Source organism: Polaromonas sp. CG_23.6, assembly GCF_029892315.1.
Classification (GTDB): domain Bacteria; phylum Pseudomonadota; class Gammaproteobacteria; order Burkholderiales; family Burkholderiaceae_C; genus Polaromonas.
In genome coordinates this window covers 911413-930114 of record NZ_JARXUY010000001.1, presented here as the reverse complement: position 1 = coordinate 930114, position 18702 = coordinate 911413, and the positions used below count along the sequence as shown (strand labels likewise).

Annotated in this window: 18 protein-coding genes; 11 read left to right on the top strand and 7 right to left on the bottom strand. The window is 63.0% G+C overall.

Annotated features, from left to right (window positions below):
* Positions 1–191: 191 nt before the first annotated feature.
* From H4V98_RS04410 to H4V98_RS04400, 3 genes are all read right to left on the bottom strand, one after another.
* Positions 192–2396 (bottom strand): malate synthase G, encoded by a 2205-nt coding sequence (locus tag H4V98_RS04410; protein WP_196864270.1) that lies wholly within the window; start codon positions 2394–2396, stop codon positions 192–194.
* A gap of 90 nt (positions 2397–2486) precedes the next feature.
* Entirely contained in the window at positions 2487–3272 is a 786-nt protein-coding gene (locus tag H4V98_RS04405) for a sulfite exporter TauE/SafE family protein (protein WP_196864271.1), read from the bottom strand.
* Positions 3269–3988, bottom strand: coding sequence for a haloacid dehalogenase type II (locus H4V98_RS04400; protein ID WP_196864272.1), 720 nt, complete (start codon positions 3986–3988; stop codon positions 3269–3271). Before H4V98_RS04400 ends, H4V98_RS04405 begins: the two co-directional genes overlap by 4 nt.
* Before the next feature lie 312 nt (positions 3989–4300).
* Between H4V98_RS04400 and aroQ the strand changes: the two genes are divergently transcribed.
* Genes aroQ through H4V98_RS04385 form a run of 3 tightly spaced genes read left to right on the top strand, consistent with a single transcriptional unit; the run spans position 4301 to position 7137 of the window.
* Positions 4301–4747 carry a type II 3-dehydroquinate dehydratase gene (gene aroQ / locus H4V98_RS04395; protein ID WP_196864273.1) on the top strand — a complete coding sequence of 149 codons (447 nt, stop codon included), beginning with the start codon at positions 4301–4303 and terminating at the stop codon, positions 4745–4747.
* A gap of 18 nt (positions 4748–4765) precedes the next feature.
* Positions 4766–5578 carry a ChbG/HpnK family deacetylase gene (locus H4V98_RS04390; RefSeq protein ID WP_196864274.1) on the top strand — a complete coding sequence of 271 codons (813 nt, stop codon included), beginning with the start codon at positions 4766–4768 and terminating at the stop codon, positions 5576–5578.
* Positions 5575–7137, top strand: a complete 1563-nt coding sequence (locus H4V98_RS04385) for a glycosyltransferase family 39 protein (RefSeq protein ID WP_196864275.1) — start codon at positions 5575–5577, stop codon at positions 7135–7137. The genes H4V98_RS04390 and H4V98_RS04385 overlap by 4 nt, the downstream gene beginning before the upstream one ends.
* On the opposite strand, the gene H4V98_RS04380 is transcribed toward H4V98_RS04385, so the two are convergent.
* Both H4V98_RS04380 and H4V98_RS04375 read right to left on the bottom strand, forming a co-directional pair.
* Entirely contained in the window at positions 7105–7482 is a 378-nt protein-coding gene (locus H4V98_RS04380) for a GtrA family protein (protein ID WP_196864276.1), read from the bottom strand. The two genes, H4V98_RS04385 and H4V98_RS04380, sit on opposite strands and share 33 nt — an antisense overlap.
* Positions 7479–8474, bottom strand: coding sequence for a glycosyltransferase family 2 protein (locus H4V98_RS04375; protein ID WP_196864277.1), 996 nt, complete (start codon positions 8472–8474; stop codon positions 7479–7481). The genes H4V98_RS04380 and H4V98_RS04375 overlap by 4 nt, the downstream gene beginning before the upstream one ends.
* Positions 8475–8538: 64 nt before the next feature.
* On the opposite strand from H4V98_RS04375, the gene H4V98_RS04370 reads away from it, so the two are divergent.
* The gene (locus H4V98_RS04370) at positions 8539–9507 is read left to right on the top strand and encodes a LysR family transcriptional regulator (RefSeq protein ID WP_280757295.1); all 969 of its coding nucleotides are present in this window, start codon (positions 8539–8541) and stop codon (positions 9505–9507) included.
* 106 nt (positions 9508–9613) lie between these two features.
* Here the strand turns inward: H4V98_RS04370 and H4V98_RS04365 are convergent, their stop codons facing one another.
* On the bottom strand, positions 9614–10249 hold the full coding sequence (locus tag H4V98_RS04365) for a LysE family transporter (protein ID WP_280757294.1): 636 nt from the start codon (positions 10247–10249) through the stop codon (positions 9614–9616).
* Positions 10250–10393: 144 nt separating this feature from the next.
* On the opposite strand from H4V98_RS04365, the gene H4V98_RS04360 reads away from it, so the two are divergent.
* The 3 genes from H4V98_RS04360 to ggpS all read left to right on the top strand — a co-directional run bounded on the left by H4V98_RS04360 (position 10394) and on the right by ggpS (position 14064).
* Positions 10394–11287, top strand: coding sequence for an HTH-type transcriptional regulator ArgP (locus tag H4V98_RS04360; protein ID WP_196864280.1), 894 nt, complete (start codon positions 10394–10396; stop codon positions 11285–11287).
* A gap of 546 nt (positions 11288–11833) precedes the next feature.
* The gene (locus tag H4V98_RS04355; protein WP_196864281.1) at positions 11834–12571 is read left to right on the top strand and encodes an HAD-IIB family hydrolase; all 738 of its coding nucleotides are present in this window, start codon (positions 11834–11836) and stop codon (positions 12569–12571) included.
* The gene (gene ggpS, locus H4V98_RS04350; RefSeq protein ID WP_196864282.1) at positions 12568–14064 is read left to right on the top strand and encodes a glucosylglycerol-phosphate synthase; all 1497 of its coding nucleotides are present in this window, start codon (positions 12568–12570) and stop codon (positions 14062–14064) included. The genes H4V98_RS04355 and ggpS overlap by 4 nt, the downstream gene beginning before the upstream one ends.
* A gap of 88 nt (positions 14065–14152) precedes the next feature.
* Here ggpS and H4V98_RS04345 read toward each other — a convergent pair whose 3' ends face one another.
* Positions 14153–14542: a PsiF family protein gene (locus tag H4V98_RS04345; RefSeq protein WP_196864283.1), complete on the bottom strand. Its 390-nt coding sequence runs from the start codon at positions 14540–14542 to the stop codon at positions 14153–14155.
* A 142-nt stretch (positions 14543–14684) separates the two neighbouring features.
* Here H4V98_RS04345 and argS point away from each other — a divergent pair, with 142 nt between their 5' ends.
* The 4 genes from argS (at position 14685) to lptA (ending at position 18698) form a co-directional block, all read left to right on the top strand.
* Positions 14685–16361, top strand: coding sequence for an arginine--tRNA ligase (gene argS, locus H4V98_RS04340; RefSeq protein ID WP_196864284.1), 1677 nt, complete (start codon positions 14685–14687; stop codon positions 16359–16361).
* A 74-nt stretch (positions 16362–16435) separates the two neighbouring features.
* Positions 16436–17143 carry an SPOR domain-containing protein gene (locus tag H4V98_RS04335; protein ID WP_196864285.1) on the top strand — a complete coding sequence of 236 codons (708 nt, stop codon included), beginning with the start codon at positions 16436–16438 and terminating at the stop codon, positions 17141–17143.
* Positions 17144–17224: 81 nt separating this feature from the next.
* On the top strand, positions 17225–17899 hold the full coding sequence (locus H4V98_RS04330; protein WP_196864286.1) for a thiol:disulfide interchange protein DsbA/DsbL: 675 nt from the start codon (positions 17225–17227) through the stop codon (positions 17897–17899).
* Between the two features lie 160 nt (positions 17900–18059).
* Entirely contained in the window at positions 18060–18698 is a 639-nt protein-coding gene (lptA, locus tag H4V98_RS04325; protein ID WP_196864287.1) for a lipopolysaccharide transport periplasmic protein LptA, read from the top strand.
* Positions 18699–18702: the final 4 nt, after the last annotated feature.

The following is an 18702-nucleotide window of genomic DNA, read 5'->3' as shown; positions in this document are numbered from 1 at the left end:
GCGGTAATGCGGACGAACAGGCTGAAGCTTTTGGAGTTCGCGGACCTATTCAAGCGATTGATTCCAACGCTTTGAATTGAAAACGGCGCCCGCAGGCGCCGTTTTCTTTTTTTACAAGCCAAAAAGGCCTCCAGCGCATTCTGGACAGCCTCAAGCAGCTATTTAATTAATAGCAACCCGCGCCACCAGACTCAAGCCGTTCCGGCCTTCACTTTCAAGCGCCACGCATGCAGCAGCGGCTCGGTGTAGCCGCTGGGCTGCTCCAGCCCCTTGAACACCAGGTCGCACGCCGCCTTGTAGGCTGCCGACGTGTCGAAGTGCCCGGCCATCGGCTGGTACAGCGCGTCACCCGCGTTCTGGCCATCGACCACGGCGGCCATGCGCTCGAAGGTTTCGGTGACTTGCGCTTTGGTCACGACGCCGTGCAGCAGCCAGTTGGCCATGTGCTGGCTGGAAATGCGCAGCGTGGCGCGGTCTTCCATCAACGCGACGTTGTGGATGTCGGGCACCTTGGAGCAGCCCACGCCCTGGTCGATCCAGCGCACCACGTAGCCCAGAATGCCCTGCGCGTTGTTGTCGAGTTCCTGCTGCTTGTCGGCATCCGACCAGTTCGGCGTGGCGGTGACCGGAATCGTCAGCAAGCCGTTGAGCAGGGTGTCGCGCTCGGCGTTGGCGTCGATCTTTTCCAGTTCCTTTTGCACGTCACTGACCAGCACCTGGTGGTAATGCAGCGCGTGCAGCGTGGCGGCGGTCGGGCTGGGCACCCAGGCGGTGTTGGCGCCGGCTTTCGGGTGGCCGATTTTCTGCTCCAGCATGGCGGCCATCAGGTCGGGCATGGCCCACATGCCCTTGCCGATCTGCGCCTTGCCGCGCAGGCCGCAGGCCAGGCCGGTCAACACGTTGTTCTTTTCGTAAGCCTGAATCCAGGCGGTGGTTTTCATGTCGCCCTTGCGGATCATCGGGCCGGCCTGCATGGCGCTGTGCATCTCGTCGCCGGTGCGGTCGAGGAAACCAGTGTTGATGAAGGCGACGCGCGCTTCGGCTTCGGCAATGCAGGCTTTCAGGTTGACGCTGGTGCGGCGCTCCTCGTCCATGATGCCGAGCTTGACGGTGTTGGCCGGCAAGCCGAGCAGGCTTTCGACGCGGCCGAACAATTCACTGGCAAAGGCGACTTCTTTCGGGCCGTGCATCTTGGGCTTGACGATGTAGACGCTGCCGGTGCGCGAGTTCTTGATGCCGCTCTGGCCCTGGCGCTTCAGGTCATGCAGGGCGATGGTCGTGGTCACGACGGCGTCCAGGATGCCTTCGGGAATCTCTTTTCCGCCTGCGTACAGGATGGCCGGGTTGGTCATCAAATGGCCGACATTGCGCAGGAACATCAGCGAGCGGCCGTGCAGGCGCACTTCGCCATTGCCGTTGGCGGCGGTGTATTCGCGGTCGGGGTTCAGGCCTCGCGTGAAGGTTTTTTCGCCCTTGCTGACTTCCTCGGTCAGCGTGCCCTGCAAGATGCCGAGCCAGTTGCCGTAGGCCAGCACCTTGTCTTCGGCATCCACCACGGTGACCGAGTCTTCCAGGTCAAGGATGGTCGACAGCGCGGACTCGATCACCAGGTCGCTGATGCCGGCGGCGTCCGTCTTGCCGATGGTGGTGGTGCGGTTGATGATGATGTCGAGGTGCAGGCCGTTGTGCACCAGCAGCACCGACGTGGGGGCGGCAGTGCCGCCCTGGTAGCCGACGAACTGGGCCGGGTCCTGCAGCGGGGTGCTGCCGTTTTCCATGGCAATGACCAGTTGGCCATCTTCAACGCTGTAGCCGGTCGCATCCTTGTGCGAACCGCTGGCCAGCGGGACCGCCTGGTCGAGCAAATTGCGGGCGAAGCCAATCACCTTTGCGCCGCGCACCGGGTTGTAGCCCTGGCCTTTTTCAGCGCCGTCGGTCTCGGCAATCGCGTCGGTGCCGTAGAGCGCGTCATACAGCGAGCCCCAGCGCGAATTCGCAGCGTTCAAGGCGTAACGGGCATTCAAGATCGGCACGACCAGCTGCGGGCCGGCTTGCACGGCGAGTTCGGCATCGACGTTGGCGGTGGTGATGGCAACCGTGGCGGGCTGGGGCACGAGGTAGCCGATGCCTTCCAGAAAAGCGCGGTAGGCCGGCATGTCGGCGATGGGGCCGGGATGGGCCTGGTGCCAGGTGTCCAGTTCGGTCTGCAGGCGGTCGCGTTCGGCCAGCAGGGCGATGTTCTTCGGCGCCAGGTCGGACACGATGGCGTCAAAGCCGGTCCAGAACGTGTCGCTTTCCACGCCCGTGCCGGGCAGCACCTTGTCGTTGATGAAGTTGAAGAGCGAAGTCGCAACCTGCAGGCCGTGGCGGCTGGTGCGTTCGGTGTTGGTGGTCATGGAAGATTCCTTTTAAAAAAATAAAAAATAAAAATGCGTTGTGCTGAAAGCCGGGGATGGGTCATTGACGACCGGCGGCCGGTCACCGGCTCAGCCCAGCGTCTTGTAAAAATAATAAACCGTCAGCGCGCTGCCGACCGCAATCACCATGCGGCGCAGCCACGGCCCCTGGATTTTGCGCGCCATGCGGGCGCCCCAGTAGCCGCCCAGGGTGGCCGTCAGCACCATCACCAGCGTGTGCGGCCAGCTGACGGCGCCGGCAATGATGAAGGTCATCACCGTGACGCTGTAGATCACCGCCGACAGAATGTTTTTCAGCGCGTTGATGTGCTGCACGTCTTCATGGCCGCCAATCGCCAGGCTGGCCATCATCAAAATGCCCATGCCGGCGCCGAAGAAGCCGCCGTAGATCGACACCAGCAACTGCACGAACCAGCCTACCGGCGAGCCGGCGCCATGCGCGGTGCCGGTTTTTTCAGCCGGTGCCGGGCGTATTTTTTTCAAGGCCTTTGACAGCTGCGGGCTGAAGGCAAACAGCAGCGTGGCAAAGGCCAGCAGCCAGGGAATCAGCGCCGCAAAGCGCGCGTCACCGGCCGACAGCAGCAGCAGACCGCCCGCCGTGCCGCCCAGGAACGAGGCAATGCCCATGGGCAGCAGGTAGCGCTTGTAGCGCGCCAGCTCTTGCCGGTAAGCCCAGGCACCGCTCAGGCTGCCGGGCCACAGGGCGACCGAGTTGCTGGCGTTGGCGACCACCGGCGGAAGGCCCACGGCCAGCATCGCCGGGAACGAGAAAAACGTTCCGCCGCCCGCGATGGCGTTGACCGCGCCGGCAGCAAATCCGCCTGTGCCGATCAACACGATGTCCAGCGGCGTCATGCCAATTGGTCGCCCAGGGGCAGCGCCAGCACATCGCGCAGGCTGGCGCCGGTGTACACCGGCTGGGTGCCGAGTTCTTCAAACGGCAGCTGGTAGCGGTTGATCCACAGCGTCTGGTAGCCATACCAGGTGGCGGCCAGCGCGTCCCAGCTGTTGCAGCTGACAAAGGCAGTTTGCTGCACCGGCACGCCGGTCGCCTGCGGACCCAGCGCATAGGCGTCGGGATGGGTCTTGTATTTGCGGATGCTGTCGGTGCTGATCACGTGGTCAAGCACGTCGTCCAGCCCGGCGGACTTGACCGCCACGGCGAGCATGGCCGGGTCGCCATTGGACAGGATGCCGGTGACAATGCCGCGGCTTTTCAGCGCCTGCAGCACTTCGCGGTTTTCAGGAAAGGCGGTCAGGCAGCGGTACTGGTTCATCAGCTGCTCTTCGTGCGCGCTGCGCAGGTCCAGGACCAGCCGCTTGCAGGCATAGCGCAGCGCGGCGCGGGTCACGTCCCAGAAAGGCTGGTAGTGCGCGCCGTGGTTGCTGGTGCTGACCAGGTTGGTGTATTCAATCTGCTTGTCGCGCCACATGACGCCCAAGGCCTGGCCGCGACCGGGGAACAGTTGCTCGGCCAGCAGCCCGACGCTGTACACGTCAAACAGCGTGCCGTAGGCATCGAACAGAACGGCGCGCAGGGGCTGGCGGCTGGGATTGCGTGTTTTTTCCATGTCGCTACTTTATTTGATCCTCGCGTAAAGATTAATAACCTTAAATGCGAGTTGTCTGTGACTTTAATTGGTGCAATCTGAATTGCGGCGAACTGTCCCCACTTTCGAGCCCCCTGTTTTAAATGGCGTCACCCCTCTGAAACACGTTCTGGCGGCGCAGCGTCCTGATGACCTGATGCCTGCCATCACGGACAATGAATGCTGGGCAGGCCGCTGGCACCAAGGCGGCGCGTTCGGCCGCCAGCCCATGAATTGCGGCGTTTTTCGTTGTCTGCATTTGCCCCGTCATCCTCAATGTCACCAGGAAATTTGATGAAAATCCTCATGCTGCACGGCATCAACCTCAACCTGTTCGGCAAGCGCGACCCGAAACAGTACGGCACCATCACGCTGGACGAGATCAATGCCAGCGTCAGCGCACTTGGCCAGGAGCTTGGTGCGCAGGTCGAAGCTTTCCAGACCAACCATGAAGGGGCGATGTGCGAGCGCATTCACCAGGCGTATGCCGACGGCGTGGACGCGGTGCTGATCAACGCCGGCGCCTGGACGCATTACAGCTACGGCATCCGCGATGCACTGGCAATTTTGACCTGCCCCATCGTTGAGCTGCACATGTCCAACATCCATGCCCGCGAGACTTTTCGCCATGTGTCGGTGTTCGCCGACATCGTGCGTGGCCAGATCTGCGGCTTTGGCGTGGACAGCTATTTGCTGGCATTGCGCGCAGCGGTTTCGGCCGGCCATGCGGCCCGGAAATAAAACCGGCCGGCCCGCGCGATGAAGCAGCTGATTTTGTGCGCGGATGACTTTGCAGCAAATGCGTCTGCTTCACAGGGCATTGCCGCGCTGGCCGGCGCCGGCCGCATCAGCGCCACCAGCGTCATGGTGCTGTCGCCGCGCTGGGCCGGCGATGCCGCGCTGCTGCAGGCCATGCGCGGACAGATCGACGTCGGCCTGCACCTGGACTGGACCAGCGCGTTTGCGCGCACGGCAGGGCATGGTGTGTCCCTGGCAGGGGCGATGCGCCAGGCGGTGCTGGGCGGCTTTGACCGGGTGGCTGCGCGCGCCGTGATCGAGCGCCAGCTTGACGCGTTTGAAGCGGTCTGGAAAAGCCCGCCCGACCATATTGACGGGCACCAGCATGTGCAGCAGTTTGCCGGTATCCGCGAAGCGCTGGTGGCCGCCGTCCAGCAGCGCTTCGCTACAAAAAACGCAGCGTACTTTCGCCTTTCGACGGGCGCAAAGGCCGACAAAAGCCTCAAGACCCGAATCATTTCCGGCATGGGTGCACCGGCACTGGCGCGGCTGGCCAAGGCGGCAGGCATGGCTTGCGCGCCGGCCTTGTCGGGCATTTACGACTTCACCGGCGGCGCGCCGCGCTATGCGCACCTGATGGCGCAATGGCTGCAAAGCGCACCCGAGGGCAGCATCGTCATGTGCCACCCGGCAACCAACGCCGAAGCAGGCGACGACATTGGCGCGGCCCGTGCCTGGGAATATGCCTATCTGGCGAGCGACGCTTTTCCCCAGGCCCTCAAACTGGCGGGCGTCACGCTCTGCAGGGGGGCGAAGTTACACTTTGCCGCGTGACTGAACAACGCAAATCCTGGCTGACGCTGGCGGCACTTTTTGCCCTGCTGCTGGTGCTGGCTGCCCTGCGCCCCCTGGCCGTGCCCGACGAGGGACGCTACGGCGAAATCGGCCGCTGGATGCTGCAAAGTGGCGACTGGCTCATCCCGCGCCTGAACGGCATTCCGTTTTTTCACAAGCCGCCCCTGCTCTATTGGCTGGAGGCAATGGCCATGGCGGCTTTTGGCGTGCATGTCTGGGCTGTACGTCTGGTGCCTGCACTGCATGCGGGGCTGATGCTGCTGGCGCTCTACCTGAGCGTTCGCCAATTTTCGACCGAAGTCATTGCGCGCCGCGCGGTCTGGATGCTGGGCACCAGCCTGTCGTTTCTGCTGGCCGGGCAGTATGTGAACCACGACATGCTGGTAGGCGCCTGGATCGGCGTGGCCATCTGGTGTTTTGCGCTGGCCTTCATGCACGGCAACAAGCCCCATGCCGGTCTGGCCCGCTGGGGCTTTGTGGCCTGCGCGCTCGGTGTGTTGTCCAAAGGAATGATCGGTTTGGCACTGCCGGGGCTGGTGTTGCTGGTCTGGCTGGTCTGGACACGGCAGCTCAAAAAATTGCTTTATCTGCCGTGGGTTTCGGGGGTGGCCTTGTTCGGAGCGATTGCCGTGCCGTGGTTCTGGCTGGTGGAGCGGCAGCACCCCGGCATGCTGGACTACCTGTTTGGCACGCAGCAAATCAGCCGCTTCAGTTCGACCACCTTCAACAACGGGCAGCCCTGGTGGTTTTACGCTCTGTGCCTGTTTGTGCTGCTGTTTCCATGGGCATTTTTTGCATTGAATCAGGCCATAGCGCAATATAGGCGGTCGCAAGTAGCTATAAATTCAATAGCATCTCCCTGGCTGGCCCTGTGCTGGATCTGGCTGCTGGCCATCATCGGCTTTTTTTCCATTCCCAGCTCCAAGATCATTGGTTATGCCTTGCCGGTCATGCCGCCGCTGGCTCTGCTGGCGGCGCTGGGCTGGGATGCCGCCGTGGCCAGGATCAAGCTCGGCTCGCAGGCCCAGGGGCGGTGGTTTGCCGCGCTGTGCGCCCTCGGCATCGGCATTGCCATGGCGGCCAACTTTGCGGCGGCCACATACACCCGCAAATATGGCGCGCAGGATGTGGCACAGGCGCTGCGGGCGGCCGGGGCCCAACCGTCAGACACGGTTTACCTGCTGGGCGACTATGCCTATGACCTGCCGTTTTACCGCCAGGCCAGCCGACCCATGGTGGTGATTCAAGACTGGCCTGAAAAGCGCCTGTCCCACGGCGACGACTGGCAGCACGAGTTGCTGGATGGCGAAAAATTCGATCCGCAGGCCGCGCGCGTGCTGCAAACCTCCGAAGTGCTGGCGCAGGCTGCCCTGCAGGCGCGGGTGTGGGTGGTCGCCCGCCAGGAAGCGCCGATGGGCGGTTTTACCCAGGTGTTCAAGGGCCGCGCCTGGGTGGTGTACCAGCCAGGCGTTCAAGCCGCACCGGGTGACCTCGCGGCACCGGGATCAGCGCCTGAAAGCCCAAAACCGGCTGAGTAGAAAAGTTTGTCCCGCAGCGGCGACCAGCGCGACCAGCAAGGCCGCCAGCGCGGGCCAGCCAGCCCCCCGCAGCAGCAGCACAAACACCCCTTCATTGGTGGCAAAACCGGCCAGCGCCGTGAGCACGAATCGCATGAAGCTTTGCGCCGTCGTGGTGTTGGCATCGCGAAAACTGAGCAGCCGATGGCCGTAAAAGCTGACAAAAAATGCCACCCCAAAGCCGCTCGCATTGGCCAGCTCGGGCCAGATGCGGTGCGCCAGCAATGTGAACACCGCCAGATGGGTCAGCGCGGCCGTGCTGCCAACGGCCAAAAACCAGAAGCCGTTCTTGACCTCGCTGTTCATGCAGCGCGACCCCCCGGCTTGCCTTCATCACGCCCATCGGGCAGCCCCTGGCCGCAGCGTTGCGACACGATGTAGTTGGGCCGGCGCTTCACTTCGTCGTAAATCCGCCCCACGTATTCGGCAATGATGCCCAGCCCCAGCAGCTGGATGCCATTCAAAAACATCATGCTGACCACCAGCGTGGCGTAGCCGGGCACCGAAATACCCCAGATGAAGTACTGCAGCACCTCCCATGCGCCATAAGCGATGGACGAAACCGCCAGCAGCAGCCCCAGCCAGGCCAGCAGCCGAAGCGGCGCCGTGGAAAACGCCACCATGCCCGTGAGCGCCAGCGAAAACGAGCCGCCCATGCCGAACTTGGTCAACCCGTCGGTGCGTGGCAAGGGTTCGTAGTCAATCGCCGTGCTGCTAAAGCCGACCCAGGCGTACATGCCCTTCATGAAACGGTTGCGCTCGGGCATGGCCTTGAGGGCGTCCACCACCTGGCGGTCCATCAGCCTGAAGTCACCTGCGTTGGCCGGAATATCAATGCGGCTGCCCCAGTTGATCAGTTTGTAAAACAAACCGATCAAGCCCGCCTGCAATGGCGACTGGTCATCCCGCGCCTTGCGCAGGGCATACACCACATCGGCACCCTGCTGCCATTTCAAGAGCATCTCGGGCAGCAGGGCCGTGGGGTGCTGGCCGTCGGCATCCATCTGCATAAAGATCTCGCCGCGCCCGGTATCAAGCCCGGCGGTCAACGCGGATTCCTTGCCAAAATTGCGCGACAGCTTGAGGTAGCGCACCTGGGCATGCGCGGCGCACAGCTGATGCATCACGCTGGCGGTGTCGTCCTGGCTGCCATCGTCCACCACAATCAGCTCGACCCGGGACGACAGCTGCCTGAGTGCGGCCAGCGTTTGCGGCACGACAACGACCAGGCTTGCGCCTTCGTTGAAGGACGGCATGACGCATGAGATCGAAGGAGGTGTGAGGCAACGTGAAGTCATGCCTGGATCATGCCAAACAAATGCCAGTGATACGGGGCGGCCTTCGTGCGGATAATCACAGTCCATGGCCAAACTCAAGCAGCTCGAATCCTTTGTTTCCGTCGTCGCGCGCGGCAGCCTGACCGCAGCGGCGCTGGCCGAGGGCGTGGCGCCGGCCATCATGGGCCGGCGGCTCGATGCACTGGAAGAGCGGCTGGGCGTCAAGCTGCTGGTGCGCACCACCCGGCGCATCAGCCTGACGCACGAGGGCAGCGCTTTTCTGGAAGACTGCCAGCGCCTGCTGGCCGACCTGGCCAATGCCGAGGCCAGCGTGTCGGCCGGTGGCGTGAAGGCCAGCGGCCACCTGCGCATCACCGCGCCGGCGGGTTTTGGCCGGCGCCACGTGGCACCGCTGGTGGCCCGGTTCCGCGAGCAGCATGGCGACGTGACCATCACGCTGAACCTGAGCGACCGCGTGGTGGACGTGGCTGGCGAGGGCTTTGACTGCGCGGTGCGCGTCGGCGACATGCCCGACTCGTCGCTGGTCAGTGTGCGCCTGGCCGACAACCGGCGGCTGTGCGTGGCCACGCCGCACTACCTGAGCCGGCACGGCACGCCGCAGCATCCCGGCGATCTGGCGCGATTTGACTGCCTGAGCCTGTCAAGCGACGCCTCGCAAACGCGCGGCTGGGCGTTTCGCGTGCCGCGCGGTACTCAGCGAGGCCAAGGCCAAGGCGAAGGCGCTACGCCGGGCACGCAGCCTGCAGGCGACTTTGAAATCATCCACCTCAAGCCCGGCGGCCCGCTCGACTGCTCGGACGGCCAGGTGCTGCACGACTGGTGCCTGGCCGGTTACGGCATTGCCTGGCGCAGCACCTGGGAGGTCGAGTCTGAAATTTCTGCTGGCCGGCTGGTGGCAGTGCTGGAAGACTTTGCCGCGCCGCCGAACGGCATTTACGCCGTGTTTCCGCAGCGCAAGCACCTGCCGCTGCGGGTGCGGCTGTGGATCGACTTTTTGAAGCACCATTACAGCCAGCCGGAATTCTGGCGATAGCAAAGCATCTGGCGGCGCGGAAATCTAAAATTTGTATCAAATAATGCTTTGCGCATAGCTGTATTCGCTAGGCAGCTATTCTATTGATAGCTGTTTTCAGATAAATCTATACCAGCCCGGCCAGCAGCCACAGCGCCGTGCCCCACATCATCAGCGCCACCAGACCGTCCAGTGCGCGCCAGATCCACGGCGCCTTCAGCCGGCTGCCCAGGCTCCACATCGCCACGCCCAGGGCCACGAACCAGAGCATTGACCCTGCTGCGGCGCCCAGGCCAAACACGGCGTTGTCAGGCTGGGCATAGGCCAGCGACGCAGTGCCCATCAGCACGGCGGTATCTAACCAGGCATGCGGATTGAGCCAGGACATGGCCAGCGCCAGCCAGACCGCCCGGCGGCGCGACATGGCGGTTTCGGGCTCGCTGGCAATGCTTGAGCCGGCCGGTGCGGCAGGCCGCACAAAGCGCTGCATGGCCTGCGCGCCGTACAGGAACAGCAGCACCGCACCGGCACCTGTCAACGCGCCCAGCCATTTGGCAGACAGTCCGCCGAGTTGCGCCAGTCCGCCGACGCCCACGGCAATCAGCGTCACGTCGGTGACGACGCAAATCGCCACGGTCAGCCACAAATGCTCGCGCCGCAGGCCCATGCGCATGACATGCGCGTTTTGCGGGCCGATGGCCATGATGAGCGACAGGCTCAAAGCCAGGCCTGCGAAGAAAGCCGGCGTTGTGAAAAGGTTCATAAGGGACACGCGTCAGGGTGAATGGTCAAAAGCTCAAGGCGCCTGAGTTCCTGCAGACGCCTTGTGAGTGTCGCAATATTGGCCAATCGATTAAATGGAATTAACTAAAATTAGCTTTACTCAATAAAAACTAAAGTAAACCCCATGCTTGATCCCAGGCAACTCGAAGCCCTCGCCGCGGTGATTGAAAGCGGCAGTTTTGGCGCGGCCGCCAAGTCGCTGAGCGTCACGCTGGCGGCGGTGTCCTTGCGCATCAAGTCGCTCGAAGCTGCTCTGGGCCAGCGGCTGCTGGTGCGCGGCAAGCAGGTTCGTGCCACGCCGGCCGGCCAGGCCCTGCTGGGGCACGTCAAGCAGTTGCGCCTGATGGAAGCCGACCTGATGGCCGGCCTGCCGGGGGCGGGCGCCGACAGTGCCCGCTTGCAGACATTGAGCGTGGCGGTGAATGCCGACTCGCTGGCCAGCTGGTTCTTGCCGGGCGTGGCACCGGCGCTGCAGCAGCACCGGCTGCTGCTCGACGTGGTGGTCGATGACCAGGACCACACGCATGACGCGCTGAAAAGCGGCGACGTGACCGGCTGCGTCACCACGCTGGCGCAGCCCATGCGCGGCTGCGTGGCCGAGCCGCTGGGCATCATGCGCTACCGCTGCGTGGCCGCGCCGGCGCTGGTGGCCGAATGGGGCAGCGCGCTGCCGCACCGCATGCTGCGCAGCCCGGCGGTGATCTTCAACCGCAAGGATGCGTTGCAGGACGCCTGGCTGGCGCAGCATTTCAATTTGCAGGGCGCGCTGTACCCACGCCATTTCGTGCCGGCGGTCGATGCCTTCGAGCTGGCACTGGAACTTGGCCTGGGCTGGGGCATGGTGCCCGACCTGCTGCTGAAGGCACGCAAAGGGCGGGCACCGCTGCAGGAAGTGGTGCCCGGACAGCCCGTCGATGTGGTGCTGTACTGGCAACACTGGGCACGCGAACCGCTGGCCGCCGAGCGCCTGACGCAGGCTATCAAACGGGCCGCACAGGCGCATTTACTGCAGAGTTGATGACCAACTCCCGAGGCGTAATGGATACCCGCTCAGGGCTGTTTTGACAAGAACGGGTAAAATACATGTCTTGTTGTAAGACATTCCAAGCCTTTTGAATGCTGGCAACCCTCTTTTTTTAGCCTGAAAGCTCCCCTCAAACGATGACAAATCCGCTCAAAACGCCTCTTGCAAAAACAGACCCAGGAACCGGCATACCGGTTGGCTGAGGGTGTTGGCAACAGGTGCATAAGGCGGATTTTCACACCAGCCATCACGGCGCAGGTTTGCGCACAGAGCGTCATTGCCAGGCACGCATAATTTCCTTTTCAGGAGGTCATGCGTTCCCCACACGCCGCACCGGCACTTTTCCATTTTTTACCCATCCGGAAGGCTCAGGCACAGCCTTCCTTCTTCGTGCGCAGAGTTGGCTGTCAACAGCCCGCTGCGCGCTTTGCCTGTCAGGCGCACGCCGGCTGCCCGCCCGCTGGTTCCTGACGCTTGCGCACCGGCTGGTTGAACCGGCGCGCTTTATCTATTTTCCGGCAACGGAAAAAAGGAGTTGAAATGCAAAAAACCATCCTTGCCACCGATCTGGACGGCACTTTTCTGGGCGGTTCCCCGGCGCAGCGCACGGCGCTGTATGACTGGATCCAGGCTCGCCGCGATGAAATCGTGCTGATCTACACCAGTGGCCGCAGCCTGACCGCCATGCAGGACGTGCTCGACGATCTGCCGCTACAGCCAGACCACATCATTGCCGACGTGGGCACCAGTGTTTACACCGGCCCGCAGTTCCTGCCGTTGACGGCGGTGGAAGCCTGGCTTGATGCCGCGTGGGGCACGGATGCACGGGAGCGGATCCAGGTCGTCCTGCAGGACCATCCGCACCTGAAGCCACAGACGGTGATTGAAGGCCGCAGGGTTTCCTGCTTTTACACCGATGAGGCGCTGGCGCACACCGCGCGGGACCTGCTCATGCCGATGGGCTTTGACGTGCTGCTGTCAGCCGAGAAGTATTTCGATGTGCTGCCGCGCGGCGTGCAAAAAGGCCCGACCCTGCTCAAGACCCTTGAAGCGCTGGGCCTGGCGCCCGAGCGCACGCTGGTGGCGGGCGACACGCTGAACGACCTGTCGCTGTTCCAGACCGGACTGGCCGGTGTGGCCGTGGCCAATAGCGAGCCCTTGCTGAAGCAGGCCCTGGCGGGCATGGCCAACGTGCACCACAGCGAGTGGGAAGGCGCCGGCGGCGTGCTGCAAGCCCTGCAGCGTTTTCACGGACTCACCCAAGGAGAAAAAAAATGAATACCGAACTCGTCATTGTTTATCACCGCCAGCCCTATGAAGAAGTCATGGAGAACGGCAAGCTCGTGCTGCGCGAGCCGCGCAGCCCCAACGGCATCCTGCCCACCATCAAGCGCTTTTTCAGCCATGTCGACAAGGCGGTCTGGGTCGCCTGGAAAAAATCGCCCGCCGGAAAAACGCCGAATTTCGAGCGCCGCATCACGCTCAGCGACAGCTTTGGCGCGTACGACGTGGTGCGCCTGCCGCTGGATGCGGGGCAGATCAACCAGTTTTACCATGTGACATCCAAAGAAGCGCTTTGGCCGGTGCTGAACTCTTTTCCATGGCTTTATTCCACCGAAAACACCCATTGGGCCACGTTCCGCGAAGTCAACCGGCTGTTTGCCGAGGCGGCCTGCGAGCATGCTGCACCGGGCGCCGTGGTGTGGATTCATGACTACAACCTGTGGCTGGTGCCCAAGTTCGTGCGCCAGCTGCGGCCGGACCTGAAGATTGCCTTCTTGCATCACACGCCGTTTCCCGCCGCCGATGTCTTCAACATCATGCCGTGGCGCGACGAGATTCTGGACAGCCTGCTGGCTTGCGACATGGTGGGCTTTCACATACCCCGCTACAGCCAGAATTTCTGTGCATTGGCCGAAGGCCTGCGTGCGGGCATTGTCCGGCACGAGGCGCCCGTGCCCGAGCCGATCCATACCACCGGCATGGCCATGTCGGAGACGGTGGTCACCACGCACCTGGACTATCAGGGGCGTCGCATCCTGATCGACACCTGGCCGATCGGCACCTCACCCGACCTGATTGCCGAGACCGTCGATTCCGAGGATGGCCGGGCCCGCACGGCCAACATCCGGCGCGACATGAACGCCGAAATCCTGATCGTTTCCGTCAGCCGGGTGGACTATGCCAAAGGCACACGGCAGCAGCTCGAAGCCTTCGAGCGGATGCTGCTGCGCCGGCCCGAGCTGGCTGGACGGGTCAAGCTGCTGCTGGTGACGGTTTCGGCGGCCGATGGCATGGCGGTCTACAAGGCCGAACAGACCAAGATCGAGCAACTGGTGGGGCGCATCAATGGCCACTTCGGCACCATGAGCTGGCTGCCCATCATGCTGTCCACCACGCCCATGCCTTTCGAGGAAGTGGTATGCGCCTACCGTGCCGCCGACATTGCCTGGATCACCCCTTTGCGGGACGGCCTGAATCTGGTCTGCAAGGAGTTTGTCGCAGCCAAAAATGGCGAGTCCGGCGTGCTGGTGCTGTCAGAGTTTGCCGGCTCGGCCATGGAACTCAGCGATGCGGTGCTCGTCAACCCGTTCAGCCGAAATTCGATGGACGAAGGGCTGGACCAGGCGCTGGACATGCCGCTGCAAGAGCGCAGCGAGCGCATGCAGCGGCTGTTGGCGCATGTCAGGAAATACGACCTGGCCTACTGGACAAAGCATGTGATGAGCCAGTTCGCCAAGCTGACGGCTGACGAAAAGCCGGCGCCCTGAAAACGGGGCGCATCACCGGCGGCGTCATGCGCTTCGGGTGATGCAGCAACCGATTGTTGCGCTGATGCCTGCCGGGCAATAGCGGCGCTTATTTGCTCAGGCACTCTTTCATGAAGGCCTTGCGCTCGTCGCCCTTTTTGCCGGTGGCGTCGGCATTGCAGGTTTTCATCTTGCTTTGCTGGGCAGGTGCGGCTGCGGTCACTTCTTTTTTGGCGCTCAGGCATTCCTTCATGAAGGCTTTTCGCTCATCGCCCTTTTTGCCGGCAGCGTCCTTGTTGCAGGTCGCCATCTTGCTTTGCTGGGCGGTCTTGGCCGGCGGTGCCACGGCCGGGGAAGCAGGCGACACCACCGGCGCCGGGGCCATCTTGGCCGGCGCGGGTGCTGGTGATGCGGCTGGCGCGCTCTGGGCACGGGCTCCGGCAGACAGGCCCATCGTCAGGGCAAAGGCAACGGCGATCAAAGACAACGGTTTGTTCATGGTGATTCCAGTAAATGGGAACAGAGGTGATTTCCGACCGGAAATCTTGTCCATAACGCGGCTCCGAGCGGATTCGATGACCGGGTTTGCGCCGGACCGCGTGCCAAATCGGTCCGGATTGGCTTCCCCGTAAAATCCAGTGATGCTTTCGATTAAAAAAGACCTGCTCTCTGACCTTGCCCACGCACTGCAAACCCTGTCTCCGGGCGCTGGCGACAAAGCCGCCTTCGAGTCCCCCAAGGTCGCCACGCATGGCGATTTCGCCTGCACGGCGGCCATGCAGCTGGCCAAACCGCTGAAACAGAACCCGCGCCAAACGGCCGAGGCCCTGCGCGCCCTGCTCTTGCCGATGCCGGCGTTTGACCGCTGGGTCGAGGCGATTGAAATTGCCGGCCCTGGCTTCATCAACATTCGCCTCAAGCCCGCTGCCAAGCAGGAAACCGTTCGCGAGGTTCTGGCCGCCGGCAGCGGTTACGGCACCCGGCCGCTGGCGCACGACCGCAAAATGATCGTCGAGTTTGTCTCGGCCAACCCGACCGGCCCGCTGCATGTCGGCCATGGCCGCCAGGCGGCGCTGGGCGATGCCATTTGCAACCTTTATGCCACGCAGGGCGCCGATGTCTGGCGCGAGTTTTATTACAACGACGCCGGTGTGCAGATCCAGACCCTGGCCAACAGCACGCAGGCGCGCGCCAGGGGCATCCAGCCGGGCGATGCGCTGTGGCCCGAATCGGCTTACAACGGCGACTACATCGACGACATCGCGCAAGATTTCATGGCTGGCAAGACTGTCAGCGCCGACGATCGCGAATTCACTGCCTCGGGCGACGTCGACGACATCGACGCGATTCGCCAGTTCGCCGTGGCTTATTTGCGCCATGAGCAAGACCTGGACCTGAAGGCTTTTTCGGTCAGGTTCAACAACTATTACCTCGAATCGAGCCTTTACACCGAAGGGCGCGTCGAGTCCACCGTGGCACGCCTGAAGGACGCCGGCAAGACCTACGAGCAAGATGGCGCGCTCTGGCTCAAGTCCACCGACTACGGCGACGACAAGGACCGGGTCATGAAAAAGACCGACGGCACGTTCACCTACTTCGTGCCCGACGTGGCCTACCACCTGGCCAAATGGGAGCGCGGCTACAGCAAAGCAGTCAACATCCAGGGCATGGACCACCACGGCACCATCGCCCGGGTGCGTGCCGGCCTGCAGGCGGCCAACGCCGGCATTCCGCAGGGCTACCCCGACTACGTGCTGCACACCATGGTGCGCGTCGTGCGCAACGGCGAAGAGGTCAAGATCTCCAAGCGCGCCGGCAGCTACGTCACATTGCGCGACCTGATCGAGTGGACCAGTGCCGACGCGGTGCGCTTCTTTTTGCTCAGCCGCAAGCCTGACACCGAATACATCTTCGACATCGACCTGGCCCTGGCCAAGAACAACGAAAACCCGGTGTACTACGTGCAGTACGCGCATGCGCGCATCTGCTCGGTGCTGACCGCCTGGGGCGGCGACGAGGCCAGCCTGGCACAGGTCGATTTGTCGCCCCTGACCAGCCCGCAGGCCCAGGCGCTGATGCTGCTGCTGGCCAAATACCCCGACATGCTCAGCCATGCCGCCGACGGCTTTGCGCCGCACGACGTGGCGTTCTATCTGCGCGAACTGGCCGCCTGCTACCACAGCTACTACGACGCCGAACGGATTCTGGTCGACGACGAAGCCGTCAGGCTGGCACGCTTGGCACTGGTAGCGGCCACCGCGCAGGTGTTGCACAATGGCCTCGCAGTGCTGGGCGTCAGTGCCCCGCGCAAGATGTAATCGACTTGAAAACTTCACTCTTTAAAAGGCATCCAGCTCATATGCAAGTTACGGTCAAGTCGCGGGAATACGGTATGAAAAAGCAACGTGGTGGAACCCTGCTGGGTCTGGTGATCGGCGCGTTGGTCGGCCTGGGCATCGCGCTCACAGTGGCGGTGTACGTCACCAAGGTGCCGGTGCCCTTCCTGAACAAGAGCCCGATGTACACGCCGGACAGCGACGCCGCGGAAGCCCGCAAGAACAAGGACTGGAACCCCAACGCGCCACTGGCCGGGAAGAATCCGGCGCCGTCGGCCTCGGGCGAATTAAGCCCGCCAGCCGAACCCTCCACCGCCGGCAACTTGCCGGCCCCAGTGCTGACACCGGAAGACCCCAAAAAACCCGACCGCAGCGCGAAACCGCCGAGAACCGCGACGGCACCCACGACAGCGGCGTCTGCCCCGACAGCGGTTGCCAAACCATCCCGACCCGCGTCCGCCGACCCGCTGGGTGATCTGGCAAAGTCGCGTTCCGACGCCCCGGCCTTCAGTTCGGCGACTTCCGATCCTTTCAACTATTTCATTCAGGCTGGCGCCTACCGCACCCCGGAAGACGCCGAACAGCAGCGCGCCCGGCTGCTGCTGCTCGGCATGCAGGCAAAAGTCACCGAGCGCGAACAGGCCGGTCGCACCGTGTACCGGGTGCGTGTCGGACCGTTCGACAAAAAAGACGATGCCGACCGCGTCAAGGACCGGCTGGACAACAGTTCGATCGAAACGGCACTGGTCCGGGTACAGCGTTAAGTCCTAAATCCGGCAGCGGCTGAACTTTTCGGCCGTGCTGCATCCAACACTTGTCGATATTGACATCAGGAGAAAAAATCAATGCAACGTCGCGCGTTTTCAATTTCAGCTGTCTCGCTGGCTGCGGCTACCGGTATTTCCGCCCTGCCCTCGCTGGCACAAGCCCAGGCCAAGGCCTTTCAAAGCGGTTCTGACTACCTCACACTGGACAAGCCGGCCCCTACGGAAGCGCCCGCCGGAAAAGTCGAGGTGGTCGAATTCTTCTGGTACAACTGTCCGCATTGCAACGGCTTCGAGCCGATGTTCGACGCCTGGAGCAAAAAACAGGCCAAGGATGTGGCGGTGCGCCGCGTGCCCATCGCCTTCCGGCCTGATTTCGAGCCACAGCAACGCCTGTACTACGTGCTGGAAAGTCTGGGCAAGGTCGATGAGCTGCATAAAAAGGTGTTTATGGCGATCCACGTCGACAGGCAGCCGCTCAACACGGCCGACCAGATCAGCGCCTGGGTGGACAAGCAGGGCATTCCCAAGGCGAAGTTCATGGAGCTGTACAACTCGTTCTCCGTCACCACCAAGGCACGCAAAGCCACCCAGCTGCAGGACGCCTATGCGCTGGACGGCGTTCCCGCCCTGGGCATCAATGGCCGTTATTTCACCTCTGGCACGCAGGCCAAGACGCTGGAGCGCTCGCTGCAGGTTGCCGACGCCCTGATCGCCCAGTCGCGCCAGGCACCAGCTGCCGCCGCCAAGCCCTGAAGCACCGCGCCGCCGGGCCTTTTGGGGCTTCGCACACGGCCAGGGGCAACGGCTCCAGCCGTTTTCTTGCGCCTTGCTGCGCTCCAGTAGGCGCTGCAAGGTTTTGCCAGCCCTTGCATGGCTACAATGGCAAAACCCGCAGCTGCAAGATTCGTGCCTTATGAAACGCTCCTTTTTTTCTTTCCTCCTGATGGCTTTTCTTGCCACAGGCGTGGCGCTGCCTGTTGCAGCCGAAAAGGCCGACCGCGACAAACCGATGAATGCCGAGGCCGATGCCCTGCGCTATGACGACCTCAAGCAGACCAGCGTCTTCACCGGCAATGTCATCATCACCAAGGGAACGACCATCATCCGGGGCGCACAGGTCGATGTCAGCCAGGATCCGGAAGGCTACCAGCTGGCTGTGGCCACGGCAGCGCCGGGCAAGCTGGCGTATTACCGCAAGAAGCGCGACGGCGTCGATGAATACATCGAAGGCGAAGGCGAGCGCATCGAATACGACAGCCGTGCCGATCTGGTCAAGTTCATCGGGCGCGCCGTGGTCCGCCGCTTCAAGGGGGCAACGCTGAGCGACGAAACTTCCGGTGCGCTGATCGTGTACGACAACAACACCGACGTATTCACTGTCGATGCCGGTGCGAAAAACGCCAGCGCTGCCAATCCCGGTGGACGCGTCCGCGCCATGCTGTCGCCGCGCGGCACAGTGCCTGCCACCACCGCCCCGCCGCCCAGCGGACCAGCGCCCGTTTTACGCCCCAGCACCAGGCTGGGCACCATCAAAGCCCCGAAAGCGCCCTGAACCC

Coding starts and splice junctions, on each gene's coding strand:
- argS (WP_196864284.1), top strand. CDS start 14,685: ATGCTTTCGATTAAAAAAGACCTGCTCTCTGACCTTGCCCACGCACTG.
- H4V98_RS04345 (WP_196864283.1), bottom strand. CDS start 14,542: ATGAACAAACCGTTGTCTTTGATCGCCGTTGCCTTTGCCCTGACGATG.
- H4V98_RS04330 (WP_196864286.1), top strand. CDS start 17,225: ATGCAACGTCGCGCGTTTTCAATTTCAGCTGTCTCGCTGGCTGCGGCT.
- H4V98_RS04365 (WP_280757294.1), bottom strand. CDS start 10,249: ATGAACCTTTTCACAACGCCGGCTTTCTTCGCAGGCCTGGCTTTGAGC.
- H4V98_RS04380 (WP_196864276.1), bottom strand. CDS start 7,482: ATGAACAGCGAGGTCAAGAACGGCTTCTGGTTTTTGGCCGTTGGCAGC.
- H4V98_RS04390 (WP_196864274.1), top strand. CDS start 4,766: ATGAAGCAGCTGATTTTGTGCGCGGATGACTTTGCAGCAAATGCGTCT.
- ggpS (WP_196864282.1), top strand. CDS start 12,568: ATGAATACCGAACTCGTCATTGTTTATCACCGCCAGCCCTATGAAGAA.
- lptA (WP_196864287.1), top strand. CDS start 18,060: ATGAAACGCTCCTTTTTTTCTTTCCTCCTGATGGCTTTTCTTGCCACA.
- H4V98_RS04360 (WP_196864280.1), top strand. CDS start 10,394: ATGCTTGATCCCAGGCAACTCGAAGCCCTCGCCGCGGTGATTGAAAGC.
- H4V98_RS04400 (WP_196864272.1), bottom strand. CDS start 3,988: ATGGAAAAAACACGCAATCCCAGCCGCCAGCCCCTGCGCGCCGTTCTG.
- H4V98_RS04410 (WP_196864270.1), bottom strand. CDS start 2,396: ATGACCACCAACACCGAACGCACCAGCCGCCACGGCCTGCAGGTTGCG.
- aroQ (WP_196864273.1), top strand. CDS start 4,301: ATGAAAATCCTCATGCTGCACGGCATCAACCTCAACCTGTTCGGCAAG.
- H4V98_RS04405 (WP_196864271.1), bottom strand. CDS start 3,272: ATGACGCCGCTGGACATCGTGTTGATCGGCACAGGCGGATTTGCTGCC.
- H4V98_RS04355 (WP_196864281.1), top strand. CDS start 11,834: ATGCAAAAAACCATCCTTGCCACCGATCTGGACGGCACTTTTCTGGGC.
- H4V98_RS04375 (WP_196864277.1), bottom strand. CDS start 8,474: ATGACTTCACGTTGCCTCACACCTCCTTCGATCTCATGCGTCATGCCG.
- H4V98_RS04370 (WP_280757295.1), top strand. CDS start 8,539: ATGGCCAAACTCAAGCAGCTCGAATCCTTTGTTTCCGTCGTCGCGCGC.
- H4V98_RS04335 (WP_196864285.1), top strand. CDS start 16,436: ATGAAAAAGCAACGTGGTGGAACCCTGCTGGGTCTGGTGATCGGCGCG.